The sequence below is a fragment of the Nocardia flavorosea NBRC 108225 genome, assembly GCF_001613385.1.
Lineage (GTDB): Bacteria > Actinomycetota > Actinomycetes > Mycobacteriales > Mycobacteriaceae > Nocardia > Nocardia flavorosea.
In genome coordinates this window covers 1-20,955 of sequence record NZ_BDCG01000031.1, presented here as the reverse complement: position 1 = coordinate 20,955, position 20,955 = coordinate 1, and the positions used below count along the sequence as shown (strand labels likewise).

Sequence of the window (20,955 nt, the reverse complement as noted above, 5' to 3'; positions counted from 1 at the left end):
TCACACCGGAAATGAACCACAAATTCACCGATAAAAACCAGCTCACAAGGAGTACTGAAAATGTCTGAACGCCCTGTTGAGGACGAGATTATGGACGAGGCCCGCCGGTTCGGGCACGGCATGGCGCAGTTGATGCGCCAGCACGCCCAGGCCAATGGGTGGTGGGAGAAGCGCAAGGTGCGCCGCGAGATCAGCTTGGAGATGCGCAAGCAGCGTCGCAGCGAGCAGGCCGAGCGGGTGCACCACAAGACGTGGACCTCGCAGATGATCCACCGCTACCAGGTTTCGGCCCAGGCCCGCTACGAACGCGCCAACGACCCGCGCACCACCATCGAGCAGCGCCGCCGCGACGACGAGGCCGCGGCCCGCCATATCGACGATCTGCGGGAGCGGATTGTCGGGAACTCGCGGTTGACCGAGGTGGAGCGCGGGATCGCGCTGGATTGCCTGGAATCGGCACGGATGTGGCCGTATTCGAAGGCACGCACCCCGGAGATGCTGGCCCGCGCACCGAAGGTCCGCGGGTTGGATGCTCTGCGGTATCGGGCGGTGCTGGCTCGCGAAACCGAATGGATCTCCCGGCGCCGGTTCGAACGCGAAACCGGGCAGCGCGATCTCGGTGTCGCCACACAGCGGCAGGAACCCGTCCGGGGATCGGAAGTTCAGCCGCAGCGTGTCGGGCAGGAGATTCCGCGGCCGACCGGGGAACTGGACCTCGCGCAGAAAGACGCGATTCAGAAGCTCCGGCACGCCACGCTGGAGAACCAGCCAGATCAGCTGCGGGCGGCGGAGGATTCCGCGGTCGGCAGCGGGTTGACCCTGCAGCGGGTCCAGTGGGAGATGCAGAACGCGGAGCGGAACTCGAAGTTCATCAGCGAGGTCTCTGAGCTGCGCAACGGCAGTAGCACCACGTGGCGCACGTATAGCCCGACCGAGGCCGAAGCGGCTCAGTGGGCGGCCCACAACACCCGCACGGGGAACTGGCTGCCAGGTGTGCAGCTCAAGGCCACGGTCCGCGAACGCGGCAACCAGGCCCCGATCCGGCTCGCCGACAGCGGAATCGAGCACGTCACCGCCCGCACTACCGAATGGGCCCGGCCCGAGCAGGCGGCACAGCGGGTGCAGGGGCGCGCCGCTGACGAGCTGGAGTCGCTGAAGCAGCGGCATCTCCTCTCGATCGAACACAACGCCGATTTGGCGAACCAGAACGCCACGTTGACCCAGCAGCTGACCGCACTGACTGCCGAACGCGATCGGCTGGGCGCCGAGCGTGACCGGTTCAAGACCGAACGGGATGAGGCGGTGCAGAAGGTCGTCGAGCGGACGCCGGCGGCGGAGCGGTTGGGCAGCCAGCAGCGGCAGCAGGCCGAACAGAAACGCCAGTCCCGGGTCTTCACAGCAGGTGGTCGGGATGGCACCGAGGTCAAAACCGGAGCAGGCGAGAAGAAGCGGGAACCGATTCCGGGTCACGCGTTCTCGGGCCTGGTCAACGGCCGCGACCGCGAGCGGGAAGGGATGGAGCGGTGACCGGCCCGAACAGCATCAATCGAACCGATCAGGAAGGAACAACGCAGATGACCGAGACGAACGAGCAGGCCACTGATCCGACTCAGCCGGGTTACTACGCCCGACGGGGTGTGACCAGCGCGAACGAGCAGCAGATGCGGGCTGATGCCGTGCGAGCTGAACAGTTGCTGGAAGAAGCCCGTCATGCCGGTGACCTGCGCGAATACGTAAAAATTGCGGAGCCTGCCGAGGAGATCCACCGCAAGTGGGCGAACCACGAGTCGGCGACCGCGCAGGCGGATTGGGCGTATCTGTCTGATGTTCGCGAGGACTGGCGGCGTGAGCCGGGTTCGATGGAGCGTCTGTATGAGCAGGTGATCATCGACCGAGTTCATGGCGTCGCGATGGGGATGAGCCCGGCGGAGTGGCGGTCTCTGCGGCAGGCCCGTGAGATGGCCGGCCACGGGGACTGGCCGCAGGCGCGGGACCCGTACAGCGTCGAGTCGTTGCAGGCGCGCCCGACCAGTGCGGCGGATCCGGCCAGCCTGAACCACTATGTCGATTCGGCGGAATCGTGGAACGAGAGCCTGATGCGGGCGGACTTCGCCCAGGTGTATCAGCTGGGCGAGCAGCGGGGCCGGACCTACACCGACAGCGAGTATCTGCAGCTCACTGAACAGATGCACGACATCGCCGAGCCGTGGGCGTTTCGTGACGACGCCTTGGGCTTGGCGTGGCGCGATATGAGCACTCTCGCGGAGGCCTCCTACAGCGACAGTGAATACGACTACGCCGTCGAGAGGATTGAGCAGCGCCTGCCGGAGAACGACGACGCCCGCGCCAGGATGTTCGGTCGCAGCACGGACCAGATCCAGGAGCTGAAAGGTATCGCCCGGTCGTACTTCTCGCACGATGCGAGCCGCACACCACCGCAGGTGGCGTCCACTGCGTTCGCCGCGACCCGGACCACAGAGCTGCGCCAGCGCGGCCGGCGCCCGATTCCGGGTCACGCGTTTGCGGGTCTGGTCGGTGGCCGTGAGCAGGAAGGTCTGGAGCGGTGACCGCCGTGGAGATCCGTCAGCAGTCCCAGGCTGACGGATTCACCCCACTGCGGCCCTACGGTCCCGAGTCCTGGGCCGAACTGGAGGCCCGGCTGATCGCCGCCAACCACCGCGCGGCGGAGTTGGAAGAGCAACTGGAGCAGGTCACCGGCGAGCGTGACGCCGCCGAGCACCGCGCGGCAGAGCTGGAAGACCGTAACCAGGAGCTTGCCCGCGATCTCGACGATGCACTCGATATCGCCTCCGAGCATGCCCTGGATGCCGGTCGGGAACGGATGGTTCCCCAACCGATCTACGGCCACGCCTTCGCGGGTTTGGTCGGCAACCGTGACCGAGAAGGGATGGAACGATGAGCATTACGTCGCCTGTTGTCGCCGACGCGTCGCCCAAGGCGACAGGCCGGTTCGACTTCGCCGAAATCGTCGCCTTGGCCATGACGGTGGTCATCGGCGCCGGTGCGTTCGTCTGGTCGTTCGCGGCGCTGAGCGATCTGTCGAAGATGGCCGGCATCACCGACAGCCTCGCCTGGATCGGGCCGGTGTTCGTCGACGGCGCGATCGTGCAGTCCATTGTCGCCCTGGTGTCGCTCAAGCGACGGGAGCGATTCGGGGTCGACATCCCGAAAGCTACTCGCTGGTTCTTCTGGGGCGAACTGCTGGCTGCAGAGCTGATCTCGGTCGCCGGAAACGCGCTACATGCTGCGGAATCGACCGGCCGGGTCCTGCCCGCAACGATTGCAGCGACCGTGGCCGGAGCCGCCCCGCTGTTCGGGTTGGCCGCAACCCACGGGCTGACCGGCCTGCTGGAGGTCCCCCGCCCGGAAACGGGCCCGGCGACAGCAGGCGACACCGAGGCGACAGCAGGCGACACCAGCCGCGACACGGGCGACACGGAGGCGACGGCAGGCTACATCGAGGCGACACAGGCCGCCGCCGACGCGACAGCCGGGCGCGACACCGAGATCTGGCAACTGCACTGCGCGGGCCTTTCGTACCGGCGAATCGCGGTGATCGTGGATCTGCATCACGGCACCGTCGGCAAGATCGTCGCCCGGCTCAAGGCCGAGCACGACGCCACCACCATCGAGCCGCTGGCGCTGCCCGAGGCTCCCGAAAATGTCCGGCGCATCGCCGGATAACCCCACCACCCCATCAAATAACCAAGGAGTAACTGTTATGTCGTGGATCATGTCCGATGAGCCGAAGGTGATCCGGAGCGCGTTCGGCAAGAACGACAAGCCCGGCGCCACCGTGACCGGCCTGGTCATCTCCCAGGAGCTCACCGCCCAGAAGGACCCGAAGACCGGTAAACCGAAAATGCGGGGCGGTCAGGAGGTCCTGCAGCTGGAGGTGGTGATCCTGACCGGTCAGCAGACCGACCCGGACGACGACGGGGCCCGGAAGCTGTTCGTGCGCGGCAACCTGCAGAAGGCGATCAAGCAGGCCATCCTCGCCGCCGGTGATGACGATCTGCGCAACGGCGCCCGGATCTCGGTGCAGTACACCGGCACCGGGCAGGCCTTCAGCGCCGACTACGCGCCGCCGAAGCTGTATCGGGCGACCTACGAGCCGCCCAACGACGACAGTCTCGCCGAGGTCGCCGCCTACCTGGGTGCGGATGACGAATAACCGAATCGGTCTCTGACCAGTAAGAAGGCCCCTGCCGAGTCCCAGTCGGCAGGGGCCTTCGCATGTCCAGAACCGGATGAACCGGCCGGACACATTCTATTGTCTCGCCGCGCCGGACCGCAGCGGACACGGGTCTTTTGCTCCTGGTGGGGCGTTGGCGCCCCTTCCCGGGCAGGCCCCCGGCCTGCCCGCAAAGCCGTGCCCTTCGCGCGCAGAGGCTCCGGGGTCAAGGGTGGCCGCAGGCCATCGCCGCCAGGCGACGCGCAGCGCCCTTGACGCTGGAGGGGCGCGTGAACACAATGCCGGCGCCTCACCAGGAGCACGCGGCCGAAGGCCGCGCACGGCGCCCCCTCGGGGCGCCGAAAACCGATCTTGAACAGCGGTAAGGTGTGCGAAAACTGCGATAAAACCAGGCCAAAACCGCGTGAAACGCGGTCACAAGTTGTCACAACTTTTCTCTCTTCTTCTGTCTCCCCACCCCACCTGACCTGCATCGACCGTCGCTGCGCGCCGGTGTATCTCTCACCCCCTCAGTCCCCTATCTCATACCCACTTCGTGCGCATGAGATAGGGGACTGAGGGGGTGAGAGATACAAAAATCAATTCAGTTCAGGTGGGGTGGGGAGACAGAAGAAGAGAGAAAAGAGAAAAGAGAAAAGACATGGGTTGCGTTGGGTGGGTACCGGTGCGTTGGGTACGTGGCTGGGTTGGGAGTCGATCCGCCGCCGGTGGCGTCGCTTCCAGCTGGTGGCGTCATGGTCGGATCCGGCGGTCTACAGATCGGCCTGGTCGAGCAGCAGCAGCGTGATCGAGTGCCCGTGACGTACCGAGGTGGTGCGAGCGCGACGGGGCGCACTCGTCCGAGAGCTACCGCTCTCGCGTTCGTTGCGCTCGGGTGCCGTGGCGGGCGCGCCTCTCCGGTCGGCCAAAGACGGGGCTATCACACGACCACCGACCATCAAGGGCGCCTGCGGCGTCGGCAAGCCGATGGCTGCGCCACCCTTGACGGCCGGCGCCCGTGTGATCGTGCAGCCCCAGGCCGACCGGAGAGACACACCCACCACGACCGGAACCCCATGCTCCACTACCTGATATCCGCAGCCGGAGGCTGCGCTCGGGGGCGCTGCCCCCTGGACCCCCGCTCTCGGCGAGGCCAGGCGCTCCCAGAGAGCCAGGGTGCGGACCCTACGTCCAGGTAGCTCTACCGGATTTTTTCCTGTTTCCCTAGGTTAACCGGACATTCGCTATCTGCTTCCGATGTACTGGGCGCGGGCCGACGTGGGCTGCAATAGGAGGCCGTGCTGCCGAGTCCAGATTGTCCATTCGTATCGAAATGATCGTGCGGTATCAAGATGATGCACGGACATTCGTCACCGATCCGTACCTATCAAGATGATCGTTTCCCCAGTTCAACGCCCTTACTGAAATCAGTAGATCCGTATATCAGTAGCTCATTCGGCGTTGAGCCGGTCGAGTACGGCTTCCTCGAGATCCGTGTCGCCGAGCAGTTCGTGGACGAGCGCGACCAGAATCTGCTGCTTGGTGATCCGGCTTTCGCCGAGTTGCTCGGCGGCCTGAGACTGCCAGTCGCTCAGTTGTCGGAACAGCACGGGCGGCAGGTCGACCGTGCAGCGCACCGGCTTGGTGCGAGTGGCAGGTTTTCGGTGCCCTGGTTTGGCCGGCGCTTTTGCTGATGTTCCGGCTTGCCGCTGGGCGATCTGCTCGGCCCGCTTGCGGATCTGATCACCGACGTTCGGGGTCGGGCTCATGCGGTCGCCTCGCTCTCGTCGACGGCCGGGGTGAGGAGATCGTTCACGGCGTCGCCGTAGGCCGATGTCGAGGCGCGCTCGATGGGCTGAGGGTAGGACTGCGCGTAGACCTCTTTGCGCGGGATCGGCGGGTTCAGGACCCGAACACCGTCCGTCTGGATGATCTCGCGGTAGACGCCGGTGCTGGCAGCGTTTGCGATGACCCGGTTGAACAGCACCGCGAAATCCGGCGGGACATCGGCGTCGTCGGAGATCTCGGTGACGAGTTCACGCACCGCGCCCAGGCGGTCGTACTCCATGCCGGTCGGCGCCATCGGGCACACGATATGCGTCGCAAGCTTCGCCGCGGACTTCACGATCCGGCGGGAGTCGGTCATCGGCGGGGTGTCGATCACCACCACGTCGATACTCGGGGCGATCACGCCCGGCAGCTGCCGGTGCAGATTCGCCACCGGCATCGCGATCACCGGCACATCCCACTCCGCCAACTGGGACCAGCCGATCAGCGACTCGTTCTCGGGATCCGCGTCGACACCGAGCACCGATAGACCCGACTCGTGCAGTGCGTGCAGGATCCACGCCGCCGAGGTGGTCTTGCCCGACCCGCCCTTGAGGTTGACCATCACGATCACCAGCAGTGCATGGTTGCGTGATCTCAGCGATTCAGTATGTACGGACATCAGTACTCGATTCGGTTGATCTGGCCGGTAGACCAGGGCCGTGTTACGTAGATCAGTACCTCAGTATGTACGGGCCGGGCGATATCCACGGGATCGACGCCCCGGGGTCCGTCTCCGGAATGTCGGAAGACCAGGAAGGGGAGCAGGGGAATAAGCCATGCTCTTATGGTGCAGAAGGGGTGCGGCGGAGGTCTCAATCTCCGGCATGATCGCATCCGTTCACGCGGGGCGGGTTGAGGATTACAGCACCGCATTCTTGGCAGGTGTGGGTGCGGTGAAACCCGCCGACCGCCGGGCAGGCTTGCGATCCGACGAGCACGCGCCGCGGACCGAGCCAATGGCCGCGCCGACATCTCAACGGTGACGGCTCGGCCATTCCGCCGGCGACCGGATAGAGCCGGGACGGATCCGATACGACACGGCCGTCGACCTCATACACCGGCTCCCACTTTTCGCACACGCGTTCGATTATGCTCCGGTGTGTGATCGAAGTCGGCGATACGGTGACGATCGGCGAAACCGGTGTCTCCCGGTTCGTCGTGCGAGAGGTCGATCCCAGCGAAGGTCGCGCGGTGATCGAGTCCGTCGACGAAAGTTCCGCAGGTAGTTACCCGTTTTCAATGCCCTTGGCCGCCTTGGTTAGAGCTGACGACCCGGAAATGCCGGCAGAGGCATGATTGGCGTGAAGTATTGCCGCGCGGCCGATTTCGCCGCGTTCTGTCGGTGGTAACCGGCAGTATTGAGGGATGGGGTCAGACGCGGGGATTTTGAGTTGGTGGAGCCGTCGGCAGGCTCATCGGGAGCGGATGCAGCGGGCGGCGGGTGTGGCCAGTGTTCAACTGATCTGTCACCGAGACATCTGGACTGAGATCGATGAGTGGTTCGTTGGTTCCTACGGACACAGCAAAACGGGCCGGGTCGCGAAGGATCGAATCAAGGACCGGAGCGGGGACGCAGTCGAAGTCACGCTGTCCGGGGTGAGTTTGGTGGGCCTGCTGAAGGTGGCATGGGATTGGAGAACCTCGAAGTATGCGGCCACGCAGGCTATCGCCCGACGGACCTACGACCAGGTCGCGAAAGTGATCGATGTCGTCGATCCGGACGCTGACCCCGGGCAGCCGATTCCCCCGATTGTGCTGGACGACAAACTCGGCGAGCAGGCCGCAGGCTAGTTACTCCGGCCTGCCTATTCGTCGACGACGGCGCGGGCCCGCTCGGCATCGTGGAACTGCGGAAGGTATTTCTCCTGCTCGCCGATCTTGCGCTTGTACCAGTCCAGGGCGCCCTGCTTGGTCATATCGAGTGCGGCGCCGATGGTGGTCCAGGACTCGCCCGCCTCCCGAGCCTCCTGCATGAGCTGCCAGCGGGTGCCGGTCATGTAGTCGACCAGTTTCCGGTTGGCCTCCAGGGCCTGAGTCGGGGTGACGGTGGCGTGCGCGGCGATCCCGGCACGGAAGGACTCGCGGGCGAGTTCCGTGCGCTCCGGGTCGTCCTGGAGCACCTTCCCGGCGTCGAGCTTGGCCAGGGTCTCCCGGTTCAGTCGGGTGTAGCGGTAGGTGGTCAGGATCGCGAACAGGGTGCGATACGAGATGGTCGGGTCGGCGAGGATCGCGGCGATATCGGTGCCGGCGGGCAGGCCTTCGCGGTCGGTGAGTTCGTAGAACGTCATGAGACAAGTTTACTTGACGCGACCAGTTTTCTTGACGGTTTCGACAAGAAAACTTACCGAGCATTCGTGCGATTTCTGACCGCCGATAAGTGGGTCTTACCGGCGGTCAGGATGGCGGAAGGGCCGGTTCAGTCCTGCTTGGATCCCTCCGATTCGAAGGGCTCCAGGGTGAGCTCGACTCCCTCTTTCCAGCCGTTCTCGACGCGCTGGGTCCAGAGCACCTCGTCACCCATGCGCACATAGTGCGTGCCTGTCGCGGCGAGCGTGCCGAGCCGAACGTCCTCGCCGGTGAATTTTCGGACCTGGCCGTCCTCGGTTTTGACCGTGATCGAACGGTATCTCGTCTCCTGGGCCATGCTCGCCTCCTCTGTGCCGAACCAACCGAACTTGCCGAAGGCTAGATCCGACAACTGACACCAGAGTCGGTTGGGTCCTCCTGGTGGCTGAATCCGGGGGTGAGGAGCAGCGGCACGGAATCCGGCGGTAGGGCGAATCGATCTGGTGTTTCCTGCCGGGCACCGCTCAACCTGCCTCCGCACTCCCGATTTGCTCCGCCGGCGGCGACCAGGAGTAGCGCCGCCCCGTCGACGACCAACCGATGAGCGAGCTGCCGCGGGCGTACTTCGCGCAGGACAAATCTCTTGCATTCTGGCCGTTAACTTCGTCTATCGACGGAAAAGTGACAGGTAGACATCGGTAGTTCTAGAACTGCTAGACTGTTGGCAGTTGTAGAACTGCCGACGAATCGGGGGAGTCATGCCGACCACTGCGACGCTGACCGACGATGAGCGCCTGGCGCTGGCGGCGGTGGGCGGCTGGCAGATCGCCGACGCACTTTCCGGGGTCGATGGGTTCCTGTGGAGCGCCAGCGGCTCCGGGTCGATCGATGATCTGGTGTTGATGCACCGGCCGGGCTGGCGCGGTGCGATGTACCGGTTCGGTAGTACCGGGCTGCGCATCGTGCGGCCCCTGCACGAGCAGGACGAACCACTGGCGCGGGTGTCCCGGTCCCGGGTCGAGGCGTTTGCGGCCGCGGTGGCGCCGGAGACGCGTGCAGTGCTCCGGGCTGATCGGGAGTGCCGGACTTATGCCGAGACGACCCGGTTGGTGTGGTGGGGGCTCGGTCTGGCCCGGCCGCCGGCGGAAGTGCGGCCGACGATGGCGTCGCGGTGGGCGCGGCCGGTGGGCGATAGCCCGGTGCGTCCGCGTACGGCTTTGGGCAGTCCTGCAACTGCTACGGTCGCGGCCATGGGCACCGAGCATTCTCCCGAGACCGTGGCCGCCGACGCTCGCGCCGCGGCGTTGCGCGCCGAACAGGCCGCGGGGCAGCCGTTGGCCGGTGGGCAGCTGTGGGGTCTGCCAGTGCTCGACGGGGACATGTGGGCCGATATCGCCGGGGCCACCGCGATCACCGGTCTGCCCGCGAAGACCATCACGAGCTACCTGGTGCGCGGGAAGCCGAAGTCGAACCCGTTCCCGCAGCCGTCGCGGTTCCTCGGGCGCAACTACTGGCCGGTGTCGGTGCTCACCGCCTGGTCCGCATCGACGCAAAATAGCAACGAGGACTCACGGCCGTGATCGATGAGGTCGCGCAAATCCTGGTAGATGCCGCCGAGATTGCGATCCGGCCCCGGTTTCGTCGGTTGGATAGCTCGCAGATCCAAGAGAAGGCGCCGAGCGATTTGGTCACTGTGGCTGACCGAGAAGCCGAGCAGCTGATCTCACGAGGATTGCTAAAGGTCCTCGATATCCCAGTGGTTGGCGAGGAATCGGCCGCTGAAGATCCATCGTGCCTTTCGGCATTAAGTGCGCAGTCCTGCTGGGTAGTAGACCCTATCGATGGGACTTCGAATTTCGTAGCGGGACGCCGGGAATACGCGGTGATGGTTGCAGGGGTCCGGGAACATTGACGAGAAAAGTCACGCTAAGCAGTTACCACAGAAGTGCGCCGCTATCCGCCATAACTCCTTACCGCCGGATTTCCGGCCGCTGCTCCCCGACCCCAAAATCGAGCGCCACCGCGCCAAATCCGCCCCCGGCAACCAACGGCGCCCACCCAGCGAGGAACCCACCGCATCAACGTCCTCGGCAGTGCGCGCACTGACCCGCAAGCTCGAGGACGAACGGCGGGACCACCGAAAACACACCGCCGAGCTACGCAAAGCACTCGAAGCCGCGCACGGAGAAAACCTAGAACTCCGGCGCCGCCTGGCCCGCTACGAACCGGACTGAGTCGCTTTCCGTCGGCCACCGGTGGCATTTATCCACCAGTGGCCGACGGTAGGAGGCTTCGGGACCGATGTGGTCACTGCTGGAACTGTCGCTGCCGTCCCACGCCGGGCACGAACCGGCCCACCCGGGCGGTGTAGTCGGCGTAGGCGCGGCCGTGAATATGCTGAAGATAAGGTTCCTCGACCGCCCGGATCTGGGCCTGCACACCGGCCAGCAGCAGCACATAGCCGACCGCCGCGACGAGATTGGGCACCATCAGCGCCAGTCCGGCGAAGGTGGCGAGCATGGCGGCGAAGATCGGGTTGCGCACGTAGGCGAACACGCCGGTGGTGACCAGACCGGTGCGTTCGGTATCGTCGACGCCGATGCGCCAGGAGGCGCCCATCGCCAGCTGCGCGGCGAAGGTCGCCGCCACCCCCGCCACAGCCAGAACCACACCCGCGGCCGTGACGGCGGGCCGGTCGGCCAGCGGGATCGGTGCCAGCCCGGCAAGGTCGGCCAGTGGTGCGGCCAGTCCGGTGATCAGGCCGCCGGTGACGAATCCCCAGTGTGCCCACCACTGCACCGATCCCGGTCTCGGACGGAACTGCCGGATGCCGGTGTCGCCGGTGCGGCGGCGCTGGATCAGCACCCGCGCCCCGCCGGCCACCAGCGCGAACACCGCAAACACTGCGAGCGCGGCGAGAGCCATCACCGCTCACCCCGCCCGCCCACACCGGCCCGCCCGGCGACCGCTTCGTGTCCATCCACCATTGGTATCACCCTCCTCGATATGATCACCGAAACGATTGATCTATATTTAACGCTATCATCGGTGTATGGCGATTAATAGTGGTGACCGGTGCCTGGCCGGTGCTGAAGGCCTGGATCCGGCGGTGGCGTTGTTCCACAGCCTCTCCGACGGCACGCGGTTGGCAATCGTTCATCGGCTGGCCGCCGGTGAGGCGCGGGTGGCGGATCTGATGGCCGGCCTCGGACTGGCGCAGTCGACGGTGTCGGCGCACGTGGCGTGCCTGCGTGACTGCGGCTTGGTCGTCGGGCGCCCGCAGGGCCGGCAGGTCTTCTACAGCCTGGCCCGCCCCGAGCTGATGGATCTGCTGGCCTCCGCCGAGACCTTGTTGGCGGCGACCGGGAACGCGGTGGCGTTGTGCCCGAACTACGGTACCGATTCCACCGCCATCCCGGCCGCGGAGAACGCGCAGGTGCGGGGATGAGCGATGCGTGCGGCTGCGGTCACGACGACCCGCGCTCGCTCAGGCGGTCCCCGCTTTGCGGTTGCGCCACAGGAGAATGGTGCTGGTCGTGAGGCTGACCAGGGTTCCGAGGTTGACGCCCGCGCCTTGTAGGGCGTAGCGGGCTCGGCCGGGCAGGATGTTGGTTGCGGTGAGAGCAGTGGCTGCGGTGATCGGTATCAGTGGCGCGATGAGGGGCGCCGACCAGCGTGGGTAGGCGGTATCGCCGCGCCGGATGGTGTCGAGTATGAGCGCGGACGCCGCTGTGGTTGCCGCACCGAGTGGGATGTAGGCGCTGACGGTGGCCTGTTCGAATGCCTTGGCTGTGTCGAGTAGTCGCTGCCGGGTGTGGGGGTCGCCGTCGAGAGCTTCGAGGTCTTGGTAGGTCCGTCCGATGTGGAAGAACGAGCCGTGGGCGAACGATGTCCAGGCCAGTCCGCCGGCCAGGAGCAGGGCGGGCGGTAGCGCGCGGCGGGGGCCGGCCGGGGCCAGGCCCTGGTGGATGTGCCATGCGGCGGCGAGGTAGAGCGGTGTGGCGTACACCCCGAGCAGGGCACCCGTAGCGAGTTGGCGCGTCGGGGCCGGAACCATCGCCAGCAGTGGCATCAGGGGTTTGTCGACCTGTTCCAGCCCTCGGAGGGCGGGGTGTTGTCGAGGGTCGGCATGGCGGCCGAGTAACAGTACATCGCTGACGGCGTATGCGGCGGCTGCCACGACTCCTGCGATACCGGTCGCGCGCACGATAATGCGTCGGTTCATATTCGGTTCACTCCTCGTCCGGTCACGAGCCGGACAAAGAACCCGCACAACAGGGAAGCTTCGGCCGACGCATGGTCTTTTCGGGCCGAAGGTCTCGCTCGCCGCGCACGATCGTGGTGCCCGGTGGACGGCCGGGCCCGGGGTGACCCGGTGCCAGTGTGTCGACCGCCCGCCCGGACCGGTGAATCACCCGCCCGGGAAGCTACTCCCCTTCGCTACCCACGACCATAACCACAACCACCCCGTACACGCAAAACCTCGGACGACCCGAAAGGCGTCGTGGCACAGTGTAAACAATCTACCTCGGACTCCCTGGAGGAAGATCGAGCACATGCGGCGGATAGTTGTTCGGGGCGCCTGAAACCGACCCCGGGGCTGCCTGACCGCTAACAGATGGGAGGCAGCATCCACTGACGTTGTCGCATCGCCTCATATCGGCCCGCTCCAACGCCGCGAGCATCCTTTCGACACCGGCCGGAACACCCCCTACGCAGCCGATCCACCTCACCGACCCGCTTCCACCCGAGACGACACACCGAAACGCCGGTTACCAGGGCCACCCGCATCAACCACGCCGACATGAAACCGCCAGCTCAACAACATGGTTCAGCCCGCCTGCTTAGCATGCCCTCTCTCGGATGCCCTTCAATCCCCAACTAGACCCGTCAGCTACACATACCCAGCAGCGCGCCAAATTGTTTCGCTCTTCTGTCGCCGCTATGCTGCCGACAGCACGACCAGTGATGATCGGTCACACTCCCGACGCGGGCGCAGATAAAACGTGATCGATATCGATATCGGAGGCAGCGGTCACGGTCTGGTCGTCGTAGGACGAGTACCAGGTGCCGGCCGTGGCGCGGCATTCCGCATCGACCACCACATCGGTGCCGTCGCGCTGCAGCACGGTCTCGCGGGTCGTGCATTCCCCGGAGATGGTGTTCCAGTGCGGGAACTCCTCCCGGGAATACCCACTGGCAGAGCCTTCCTCGGCGACCGCGAGCCCGTCCAGCAGGGTGCGGGCCGCGTCGGCGTCCGGGATCCCCGGCGGCTCGGCGTGACCGGCCGCGGGCTGAATCATCACGGTGACAGCGGCGGCGCAGACCATCGCGCGCGCTACAGACAGAAGCCCTCGCATACACGTCTCCATACCTCGAACGAGCACGGTAGTCGGATATCGCAGCACTGTAGCCGCCGGCAGCGACACCGAGATGGGCATCGGGTAACTGCGAATTGTTGTCCCACCAGCTCGAATGGAGGCGGGCTCTCGGTGGGATGGTGAAACGGGCACAAGTCCTGTCGAAGAGGGTCGCTACACTTGCGCTGCTTGAGTTTTCGCCTCCACCACGCGTCCTCGGATCCGGGAGGTGGGTCTTCGACGCGAAGACGGGAAACGCTCGACGGACTTCGTCGTGCGCTCCCCGTCGGCGTGCCGGCGGGTCCACCCCCAGAAGAGAAAAGGACACCGCCTTGGGGACGAACCCAAGCACTCCGCCTCCCCCACCCCGGGAGGGCGGAAACCAAGGAGAGACGTTTCGACGGCTCTTCACCGCAGTAAACACGGCGTTGACCATCCACCGCCTGGTGGTCTACCTCGCCGAAAACGGAGAAGCTAGGCCATTGATCACAGTTATCGCCGACCTAGCCCTCCACCTCTTGTGACCCGCCGCCGGACAAGCTAGGGGTTCACAGGATGCACGGTGCCCGGCCCACTTCAGGGTCGGGCACCGGTGTCACAGTCTCGATCTCGAAGCTCTGAACTGCTTGTTCAATGTCAAGCAAGACCGAGAATCCGCGTTCTCTGTCAACAAACGAAGAACGCTAACATGATAACTTGTTAACATTTTTCATGTTTCCTGGACCTGAATCGTCCTCGTGACAGCCCCAGCGCACTGACCGTGCTACCGGGCCGGAAGCGTCTCTGAGCCTGTCGAGAGCGGATATCTGCCCGCGATCAGCGCTTGGCCTGCATGCGTTCTGCTTCTCTCTTCCGGTTGCGGTAGGCCAGCTGTCGGCATCTGTTACTGCGGTTTATGTCGCGGCAATGGTTTCGGGGCCTGCCGACTTGGGGTTCCTGGGCCAGGTCGAGTTCGCGGCCACACCCACGACAGCGGCCCGCCTCTTCCCGCACCGAGTCTCCATCGCCGAGGTACGCCGCCAGACCATCGCGGTAATCCACGTTCTCCCGGACGCGCGATAACCGGGTCTCCAAAAGTCTCAGGATGCGCTCCCGGGGCGCATCAGCCTCCAGTTCAGAAAGGAAGGCCCGGACAAGATAGACGTCTGAGCTGTGCATGGAGGCTGCCAACGCGGCGGCGAGATCGTCAGGAAGCGACTGCTTCGCTACAGAATCACCAATGTAATCACGCCGAGTCGCCCGCCCACCCATCAGTTCCGCTCCTTATTCCGCGCCTGCGCGACACCCAGTTTTCGCTGTCGAGTCGTACGCCGCAGACGCTGGCGTCCGAACGCGACAGCGAACGCCTCGAACACCTGAGGCACATCCTCGGGTCGAGCCTTCCGCAATGCAGTGATCGCCACAATGATGATGGCCAGCGCGAATACGAGCGCCGGGAGCTGAACCCAGAACACGGTCCACACGCCAACTCCGGATCCCACGGACATGACATCAACCAAGATGAACACCCTCCATAAACGACGAAAGGCCCCCGGCAGGAGCACCGGAGGCCTGAACGAAAAAGAGCTCCAACCACATTGGCTGGAGCTCGTAGGCGCACGTGCGCCCAATGCGGGAAGAGTATCGCAAAGTCGATGACCTGGCAATACGCACGATCACCCGGCCTAGTTTCGTAACGCAGGTACCATAACTTTATGTCCAAGAAACGATGCGTTATTGGACACTGGCGGCCCTGATCATCGCTGGTCAGCGATCATAGTGGGCTCGTGTCCGTCCAGAAATGCCCTTTTCCTGGACATCGCCGAGGGTGCGCTGCATGGTGGTTGGTTGCCGAGGCTGCGCCGCGATAGCCGCATGCCGTTGTGCTGGTTTGTCGGTGTCCGGTGGTGGTGTGGATGGGAAGATCGCGGGATGGATCCTGTGACGGCAGTGGTGGTTTCGGCGATCGCGGCGGGGGCGGCGGCGGGGGTGAGTGATACCGCGGCGCAGGTGGTGAAGGACGCCTACCTCGGGTTGAAGGACCTGATCTCGCGTAACTACCGCGGTGTGGATGTGTCGGGGGTCGAGCGCAAACCGGAGTCGGAGTCGAAACAGGCGTCGCTGGCCGAGGACCTCGATGATGCCGGCGCGGCCGGTGATGCGGAGTTGGGGGCGGCGGCGGTCGCGGTTCTGCAGGCGGTGCAGCAGCATCACCCGCAGGTCGTAGGTGCGGACGTGTCCGGACTGGTGGCCGCGGTGCTGGAGATCTCCGATATCGCTTCCGCCGGTGACGGTGTGCGGGTGACCGGTAGTGAGATCGCGGGGACGGTGAAGATCAGCGGGGTGCGCGCGGGTTTTCCGGAGGCGCCGGACCCCGGTACGGCGCGGCCCTGACACCCGATCCCCCCGCGCCTTCCGCCCCGGCCCCCGCCGGCGGCGGCGGCGCGATGATCTCGTTGACCGGGAACCAGTTCCATGGCGATGTCACCTTCATGGAGGTGGGGGATCGGTCTCGGCCGGTGGTGCAGTTGCCGGAGGAGGCGTGGCAGCCGATCGCCGAGGTCGACGCCCCGCCAGGGCTGGACAACCTGCCCGTGAAGCCGGGCGCCAAGTTCGTCGGACGCGCACACGAACTCGACCGGCTCGATGCCGTGTTGTCGGTTCCGGGCCAGGTGGTGGTGCAGGCGGTGCACGGCCTGGGCGGGATCGGCAAGACCACCCTGGTCGCGCACTGGGCCGCGACCCGGCCCCACGGTCACAATCCGGTGCGGTGGATCACCGCCGACACCGCCGCCGGTGTCGAGCAGGGGTTGGCGAAATTCGCTGCCGCACTGCAACCCGCCCTGGCACAAGCGCTGGAGGTCGAACAGCTGGCCGACCGCGCCCTGCAATGGCTGGCCACTCACTCCGGATGGTTGCTGATCCTCGACAACGTCGCCGACCCCGCCGATATCGCCGAGATCCTGGCCCGCGCCGGGACCGGCCGCATCGTGATCACCAGCCGCCTGGCCTCCGGGTGGCAGCCGGCCGCCGCGGTCGTACGGCTGGACGTGCTCGATGCGCAGGAGGCGCTGGCTCTGCTCACCGGCATCCTCACCGCGTCCGGCCCCCGCGATTGCGATGGGGCGGCCGAGTTGTGTGCCGAGCTGGGGTTCCTGCCTCTGGCCATCGAACAAGCCGGTGCGTACATGGCGCAGAACCCACTCACAACGCCACGGAAGTACTTACAGTTGCTTGCTGACTACCCGGCCGCCGTATACAGCCAGGTAGCCGTCGGTGCCGATGCCGAGCGCACGGTCGCGCGTGTCTGGCGCGTGACTCTTGACCGCATCACCGCCGCCCAACCGGATGCTGCAGACCTTCTCCGAATCTTGGCCTGGTACAGCTCCGATGCCATTCCTCTGGCACTCGCTCACGGGCTGGCGGTGGACCCGCTCACTCTCGACAGGGCACTCGGTGTGCTTACCGCCTACAGCATGGTCATCTCGGATCCTGCCACCGCCACCGTGTCAGTCCACCGGCTGATCCAAGCGATAGCCCGCACCCCCGACTCCAGCGATCCGCATCGCAGCTCCGAAGAGATCGATCGCGCTCACCGTTATGCTGCCGCCTCCTTGCTTAGCGCGTTGCCCGACGGCAGAGATCCCGCCACCTGGCCCGCATGGCGGGGACTGCTCCCTCATATAGCGGTGCTCGCTTACTACACCCCTAGCGACACCGCGGTCACTGTGCGCATCCTTGATAGGACCGCGGACTTCATCACCGACCAAGGGCTGACCACGCTCGCGATCACGTACTTATACCGGGTAGTTGCCCATGATGAATGGGCTCTGGGCCGCGACCATCCAAATACCCTGGCCAGCCGCGGCAGCCTCGCTGTTGCTTATACACATGCAGGCCGGACGGACGAAGCGATCCTGCTGTTCGAACAAACCCTCGCCGACTGCGAGCGGATCCTCGGCCCCGACCACCCCCAGACCCTGACCACCCGCAGCAATCTCGCCTACGCCTACAACTCGGCGGGCCGCACCACCGAAGCAATCCCACTCTACGAGCGCACCCTCACTGACTCCGAACGAATCCTCGGCCCCGACCACCCCGACACCATGGCCTCTCGCAACAACCTCGCCAGCGCCTATATCTCGGTAGACCGCACCACCGAAGCGATCCTGCTGTTCGAGCAGGCTCTCACCGGCCGAGAGCGGATCCTCGGCCCCGACCACCCCGACACCATGGCCTCTCGCAACAACCTCGCCAGCGCCTACGCCTCGGCGGGCCGCACCACCGAAGCAATCCCGTTGTTCGAGAGAACCCTCGCCGGCTCCGAGCGGGTCCTCGGTGGCGACGACCCCGACATCGCGCTCTTCCACGAGCACCTCACGCGGTTGCGGATACTTTCACGTAGATCTGCACTTCCAGATGGGATGGGGTCCTGAGCGCTGGACCCAACTATTGACCTGTCTATAAAACGATCGTTTTATGGACAGTCGAGCCAAAGCGGGCTCCGGCGCGCGAACGCCCAGGTCGACCAGAAGCGGTGACTGTCCAAAAAACGCGTCGTAAAGTCCAACTGTTCAACAACGCGAAGGCATCCTTTTATGTACGATTCGGGGGTGACGGATACCGATGCGCTCGAACCCCTCTCGCTCGATGGCGATGCCCTGGACCCGATCGGCGGGGGCGGAGCGCTGATCGGCTATGCCCGCGTTTCGACCCGGGACCAGAATCTGGATCGGCAGACCCGGGCGCTGAAAGCGGCCGGATGCAAGAAGACCTTCGCCGACAAGAAATCCGGGCGGGACGCCGAACGGGAGCAGCTATCGGCGTGCCTGGACTACATGCGCGCCGGCGACACCCTCGTCGTCGCCTCCCTCGACCGGCTCGGCCGCTCCCTGCAGGACCTGATCTCGATCGTGGCCGACCTTCGGCGCCGCGGGATCGGGTTCCGGTCCCTGCACGAGGCGCTCGACACCACCACCCCCGGCGGCCGGCTGGTGTTCCATGTCTTCGCCGCGCTGGCCGAATTCATCCGCGAGCTGATCGTCGACGGCACCCACGAAGGCCTTGCCGCGGCCCGGGCCCGCGGGCAGCGGCTCGGCCGGCCACCGGCCATGAGCGAGGAGCAGATCCGGCAAGCCCGCGCACTGCTCACCCGACCCGACGAGTCGGTGTCCTCGATCGCGCGGCTGCTGGGGGTCTCGCGGACCACGCTGTACAAATACATCCCAGAGCTGACCGCGAAAGGCTGAACGGCCGCGCCGAGCTTGTTGGTCATGCCGGCCCCTGGGGACCGAAAAGCGCCATCAACACCGCGCGGCCGCGGCGCAGCACGGACCCGCGGAACACCAACACGAAAATCAGTACGAGCACCGCACCGGCCACCCAAGCCGCGTCGGATAAACGGATCATCCCCCCGGCCACCAGAAACCCGATGAACGCGAAGCTCATACCGAGGGCACCCAGCGCGAGCACCACCTCCTGCCAGGTCGGCGAACTGCTGGGTTTCTGTTCGGCCCGGCGGGTACCCCTGGCGCGCCCGCCACTGCGGTTGTTCTTGGACATGAGGCGGAGACTAGGAAACTGGGGTGCACCAACCGTCTGACCTGGGGCAGCGCCACCGCCGGGCCCTTCGGGCAGAGGCTTGACCGCGGTCGCTACATATCGGCCGCACCGGGCTGTACAACGATCTCTTCATCGTCGAAATAATCGGAATAGCCTGGACAGCACACGGTGGCGGCCAATCCGGCCACCGGCACGGCAGCAACAGACCGAATGCCCTGGACAACGGGCGGAACCAGCGGTCTCCGCCCACCCCGCCGGTCCCCGCGACCGGCATCGCACTCCCCAACTTCCCGGCCCCATGAGAACGCAGAGGGAGAAGTTATGCGTGCATATGAGAATGTCCCGGTCGATCCCACGCTGACCCGCTTGTATCAGGATCTGCACCGGCATCCGGAACTCGGCTTCCAAGAACACCGGACCGCGGGCATCATCGCCGATCGGCTGAACCGGCGGGGCCTGCGGGTGACGACGGGGGTCGGCCGGACGGGAGTGGTGGGCGTCCTCGCCAACGGGCCCGGGCCGTCCGTTCTCCTGCGCGCCGATATGGACGCGCTGCCGGTGGCCGAGGAAACCGGCCTCGATTACGCGAGCACGGCAACGGCGACATCGGACGGCAAGGTCGTCCCGGTGGCCCACGCCTGCGGTCACGATCTTCATATCACCTGCCTGCTCGGCGCCGTCGACGCGCTGGCCGCCGATGCCGGCAGCTGGCGGGGAACGCTGGTCGTGGTGTTCCAGCCGGCCGAAGAACTCGGTGCGGGAGCGCAGGCCATGGTGGACGACGGCCTCTTCGACCGTTTCCCACGCCCGGATATCGTGCTGGGCCAGCATGTGTCCCCGCTGCCGGCCGGAACCGTCGCGGCGCATCCCGGTCCCGCCTACGCCGCCTCCGATTCGCTGCGGGTACGTCTGATCGGACGCGGTGCGCACGGGTCGATGCCGCAATCGTCGGTCGACCCGGTCGTGATGGCCGCGGAAACCGTGCTGCGGCTACAGACCGTCATCTCTCGGGAGATCCCGAGTACCGCCACAGCGGTGCTCACCATCGGGTCACTGCATACCGGCGACGCGGCCAACGTCATCCCGGGTGAGGCCGAACTCCAGCTCAATATCCGCAGCTACGACGAACAAGTCCGGCGGACGATCCTGGACGGTGTCACTCGTATCGTCCGGGGTATGGCCGCGACCGCGGGCGCGCCGCAGGAACCCGAGATCACCGAGACAGAACGGTTCCCGGTGGTATCCAACGATCCCGCGGCCCTGCGCAGAACACTCGACGCGTTCGCCGCCCGGCTCGGCGAGGACCACGTACTCGATCCGGGCGCGGGCGCCGGAAGCGAGGATGTGGGCATTCTGGCAACGAGCGCGGGGGCGCCGCTGGCCTACTGGCTGCTCGGCGGTAGCGATCCGTCCCTCTTCACCACCGGCGCCCTGAACGATCCCGCCCTGCTGCGAGTGCCGTCCAACCATTCGCCGCACTACGCCCCAGCGATCGAACCGACCCTCCCGCTCGGAGTGACGGCGCTGGTCACCGCCGCACGTACCTGGCTCGCCACGGCCTGAGAGCCGCGCCGAGCCGGTCACCGCGACCGATCGGTGGTCCACACCGGCTGCCATATATGCCAGTCAGCTGATGCGCCGCGATACCGGCGGCGAACCAGTCGGCCAGCCGCTGCAAGGGGGTTGAGGCTCATCCGGGAGAAAAGTCACGCTAAGCCGACAGGCTGAATCTTGTTGTTGAGC

At 65.7% G+C, this 20,955-nt stretch carries 25 protein-coding genes; 15 read left to right on the top strand and 10 right to left on the bottom strand.

Going from position 1 to position 20,955, the window contains the following annotated elements; all coding sequences use genetic code 11:
• Positions 1–60 precede the first annotated feature (60 nt).
• The 5 genes from NFL01S_RS33180 to NFL01S_RS33160 are packed head-to-tail and all read left to right on the top strand — an operon-like array spanning position 61 to position 4,195.
• Positions 61–1,527 (top strand): hypothetical protein, encoded by a 1,467-nt coding sequence (locus NFL01S_RS33180; RefSeq protein WP_157117277.1) that lies wholly within the window; start codon positions 61–63, stop codon positions 1,525–1,527.
• Entirely contained in the window at positions 1,524–2,567 is a 1,044-nt protein-coding gene (locus NFL01S_RS33175) for a hypothetical protein (protein ID WP_157117275.1), read from the top strand. Before NFL01S_RS33180 ends, NFL01S_RS33175 begins: the two co-directional genes overlap by 4 nt.
• Positions 2,564–2,920: a hypothetical protein gene (locus tag NFL01S_RS33170; RefSeq protein ID WP_062980289.1), complete on the top strand. Its 357-nt coding sequence runs from the start codon at positions 2,564–2,566 to the stop codon at positions 2,918–2,920. The genes NFL01S_RS33175 and NFL01S_RS33170 overlap by 4 nt, the downstream gene beginning before the upstream one ends.
• Entirely contained in the window at positions 2,917–3,705 is a 789-nt protein-coding gene (locus tag NFL01S_RS33165) for a DUF2637 domain-containing protein (protein ID WP_062980288.1), read from the top strand. Before NFL01S_RS33170 ends, NFL01S_RS33165 begins: the two co-directional genes overlap by 4 nt.
• A 37-nt stretch (positions 3,706–3,742) precedes the next feature.
• Positions 3,743–4,195 (top strand): hypothetical protein, encoded by a 453-nt coding sequence (locus NFL01S_RS33160; protein WP_062980287.1) that lies wholly within the window; start codon positions 3,743–3,745, stop codon positions 4,193–4,195.
• A 1,451-nt stretch (positions 4,196–5,646) separates the two neighbouring features.
• On the opposite strand, the gene NFL01S_RS33155 is transcribed toward NFL01S_RS33160, so the two are convergent.
• The gene (locus NFL01S_RS33155) at positions 5,647–5,964 is read right to left on the bottom strand and encodes a hypothetical protein (protein WP_062980286.1); all 318 of its coding nucleotides are present in this window, start codon (positions 5,962–5,964) and stop codon (positions 5,647–5,649) included.
• Entirely contained in the window at positions 5,961–6,644 is a 684-nt protein-coding gene (locus NFL01S_RS33150; RefSeq protein WP_245670999.1) for a nucleotide-binding protein, read from the bottom strand. The genes NFL01S_RS33155 and NFL01S_RS33150 overlap by 4 nt, the downstream gene beginning before the upstream one ends.
• A gap of 482 nt (positions 6,645–7,126) precedes the next feature.
• Here NFL01S_RS33150 and NFL01S_RS33140 point away from each other — a divergent pair, with 482 nt between their 5' ends.
• Both NFL01S_RS33140 and NFL01S_RS36245 read left to right on the top strand, forming a co-directional pair.
• Positions 7,127–7,321: a hypothetical protein gene (locus NFL01S_RS33140; protein WP_157117274.1), complete on the top strand. Its 195-nt coding sequence runs from the start codon at positions 7,127–7,129 to the stop codon at positions 7,319–7,321.
• A 69-nt stretch (positions 7,322–7,390) separates the two neighbouring features.
• Complete coding sequence (locus tag NFL01S_RS36245) at positions 7,391–7,816, top strand: hypothetical protein (RefSeq protein ID WP_168433989.1); 426 nt, start codon at positions 7,391–7,393, stop codon at positions 7,814–7,816.
• Positions 7,817–7,830: 14 nt separating this feature from the next.
• Here the strand turns inward: NFL01S_RS36245 and NFL01S_RS33130 are convergent, their stop codons facing one another.
• Entirely contained in the window at positions 7,831–8,313 is a 483-nt protein-coding gene (locus tag NFL01S_RS33130) for a hypothetical protein (protein WP_062980282.1), read from the bottom strand.
• A gap of 128 nt (positions 8,314–8,441) precedes the next feature.
• Positions 8,442–8,669, bottom strand: coding sequence for a hypothetical protein (locus tag NFL01S_RS33125; protein WP_157117270.1), 228 nt, complete (start codon positions 8,667–8,669; stop codon positions 8,442–8,444).
• Between the two features lie 400 nt (positions 8,670–9,069).
• On the opposite strand from NFL01S_RS33125, the gene NFL01S_RS33120 reads away from it, so the two are divergent.
• The 3 genes from NFL01S_RS33120 (at position 9,070) to NFL01S_RS35995 (ending at position 10,545) form a co-directional block, all read left to right on the top strand.
• On the top strand, positions 9,070–9,891 hold the full coding sequence (locus NFL01S_RS33120; RefSeq protein WP_062980280.1) for a hypothetical protein: 822 nt from the start codon (positions 9,070–9,072) through the stop codon (positions 9,889–9,891).
• Positions 9,888–10,223, top strand: coding sequence for an inositol monophosphatase family protein (locus NFL01S_RS33115; protein WP_062980279.1), 336 nt, complete (start codon positions 9,888–9,890; stop codon positions 10,221–10,223). The genes NFL01S_RS33120 and NFL01S_RS33115 overlap by 4 nt, the downstream gene beginning before the upstream one ends.
• Before the next feature lie 181 nt (positions 10,224–10,404).
• The gene (locus NFL01S_RS35995) at positions 10,405–10,545 is read left to right on the top strand and encodes a hypothetical protein (RefSeq protein ID WP_157117268.1); all 141 of its coding nucleotides are present in this window, start codon (positions 10,405–10,407) and stop codon (positions 10,543–10,545) included.
• 73 nt (positions 10,546–10,618) lie between these two features.
• On the opposite strand, the gene NFL01S_RS33110 is transcribed toward NFL01S_RS35995, so the two are convergent.
• A complete protein-coding gene (locus NFL01S_RS33110; RefSeq protein WP_062980278.1) occupies positions 10,619–11,236 on the bottom strand; it encodes a methyltransferase family protein in 618 nt (205 codons plus the stop codon).
• 127 nt (positions 11,237–11,363) lie between these two features.
• Between NFL01S_RS33110 and NFL01S_RS33105 the strand changes: the two genes are divergently transcribed.
• On the top strand, positions 11,364–11,759 hold the full coding sequence (locus NFL01S_RS33105) for an ArsR/SmtB family transcription factor (RefSeq protein ID WP_062980277.1): 396 nt from the start codon (positions 11,364–11,366) through the stop codon (positions 11,757–11,759).
• 39 nt (positions 11,760–11,798) lie between these two features.
• Here NFL01S_RS33105 and NFL01S_RS33100 read toward each other — a convergent pair whose 3' ends face one another.
• The 4 genes from NFL01S_RS33100 to NFL01S_RS33090 all read right to left on the bottom strand — a co-directional run bounded on the left by NFL01S_RS33100 (position 11,799) and on the right by NFL01S_RS33090 (position 15,158).
• Entirely contained in the window at positions 11,799–12,536 is a 738-nt protein-coding gene (locus tag NFL01S_RS33100; protein WP_062980276.1) for a DUF6796 family protein, read from the bottom strand.
• A 751-nt stretch (positions 12,537–13,287) separates the two neighbouring features.
• Positions 13,288–13,671: a hypothetical protein gene (locus NFL01S_RS33095; protein ID WP_157117266.1), complete on the bottom strand. Its 384-nt coding sequence runs from the start codon at positions 13,669–13,671 to the stop codon at positions 13,288–13,290.
• Between the two features lie 816 nt (positions 13,672–14,487).
• Positions 14,488–14,922: a hypothetical protein gene (locus tag NFL01S_RS35990; RefSeq protein ID WP_157117264.1), complete on the bottom strand. Its 435-nt coding sequence runs from the start codon at positions 14,920–14,922 to the stop codon at positions 14,488–14,490.
• Entirely contained in the window at positions 14,922–15,158 is a 237-nt protein-coding gene (locus NFL01S_RS33090) for a hypothetical protein (protein WP_157117262.1), read from the bottom strand. Before NFL01S_RS33090 ends, NFL01S_RS35990 begins: the two co-directional genes overlap by 1 nt.
• A 424-nt stretch (positions 15,159–15,582) precedes the next feature.
• Here NFL01S_RS33090 and NFL01S_RS37405 point away from each other — a divergent pair, with 424 nt between their 5' ends.
• The 3 genes from NFL01S_RS37405 (at position 15,583) to NFL01S_RS33075 (ending at position 18,899) form a co-directional block, all read left to right on the top strand.
• Complete coding sequence (locus NFL01S_RS37405) at positions 15,583–16,044, top strand: Het-E N-terminal domain-containing protein (protein WP_062980273.1); 462 nt, start codon at positions 15,583–15,585, stop codon at positions 16,042–16,044.
• A 53-nt stretch (positions 16,045–16,097) separates the two neighbouring features.
• Positions 16,098–18,086, top strand: a complete 1,989-nt coding sequence (gene fxsT / locus NFL01S_RS33080) for an FxSxx-COOH system tetratricopeptide repeat protein (protein WP_062980272.1) — start codon at positions 16,098–16,100, stop codon at positions 18,084–18,086.
• Positions 18,087–18,263: 177 nt separating this feature from the next.
• Entirely contained in the window at positions 18,264–18,899 is a 636-nt protein-coding gene (locus NFL01S_RS33075) for a recombinase family protein (RefSeq protein ID WP_371851880.1), read from the top strand.
• A gap of 22 nt (positions 18,900–18,921) precedes the next feature.
• Here the strand turns inward: NFL01S_RS33075 and NFL01S_RS33070 are convergent, their stop codons facing one another.
• On the bottom strand, positions 18,922–19,212 hold the full coding sequence (locus NFL01S_RS33070; RefSeq protein ID WP_062980270.1) for a hypothetical protein: 291 nt from the start codon (positions 19,210–19,212) through the stop codon (positions 18,922–18,924).
• 321 nt (positions 19,213–19,533) lie between these two features.
• On the opposite strand from NFL01S_RS33070, the gene NFL01S_RS33065 reads away from it, so the two are divergent.
• Positions 19,534–20,775 carry an amidohydrolase gene (locus tag NFL01S_RS33065; RefSeq protein ID WP_062980269.1) on the top strand — a complete coding sequence of 414 codons (1,242 nt, stop codon included), beginning with the start codon at positions 19,534–19,536 and terminating at the stop codon, positions 20,773–20,775.
• The last annotated feature ends 180 nt before the right edge of the window (positions 20,776–20,955 follow it).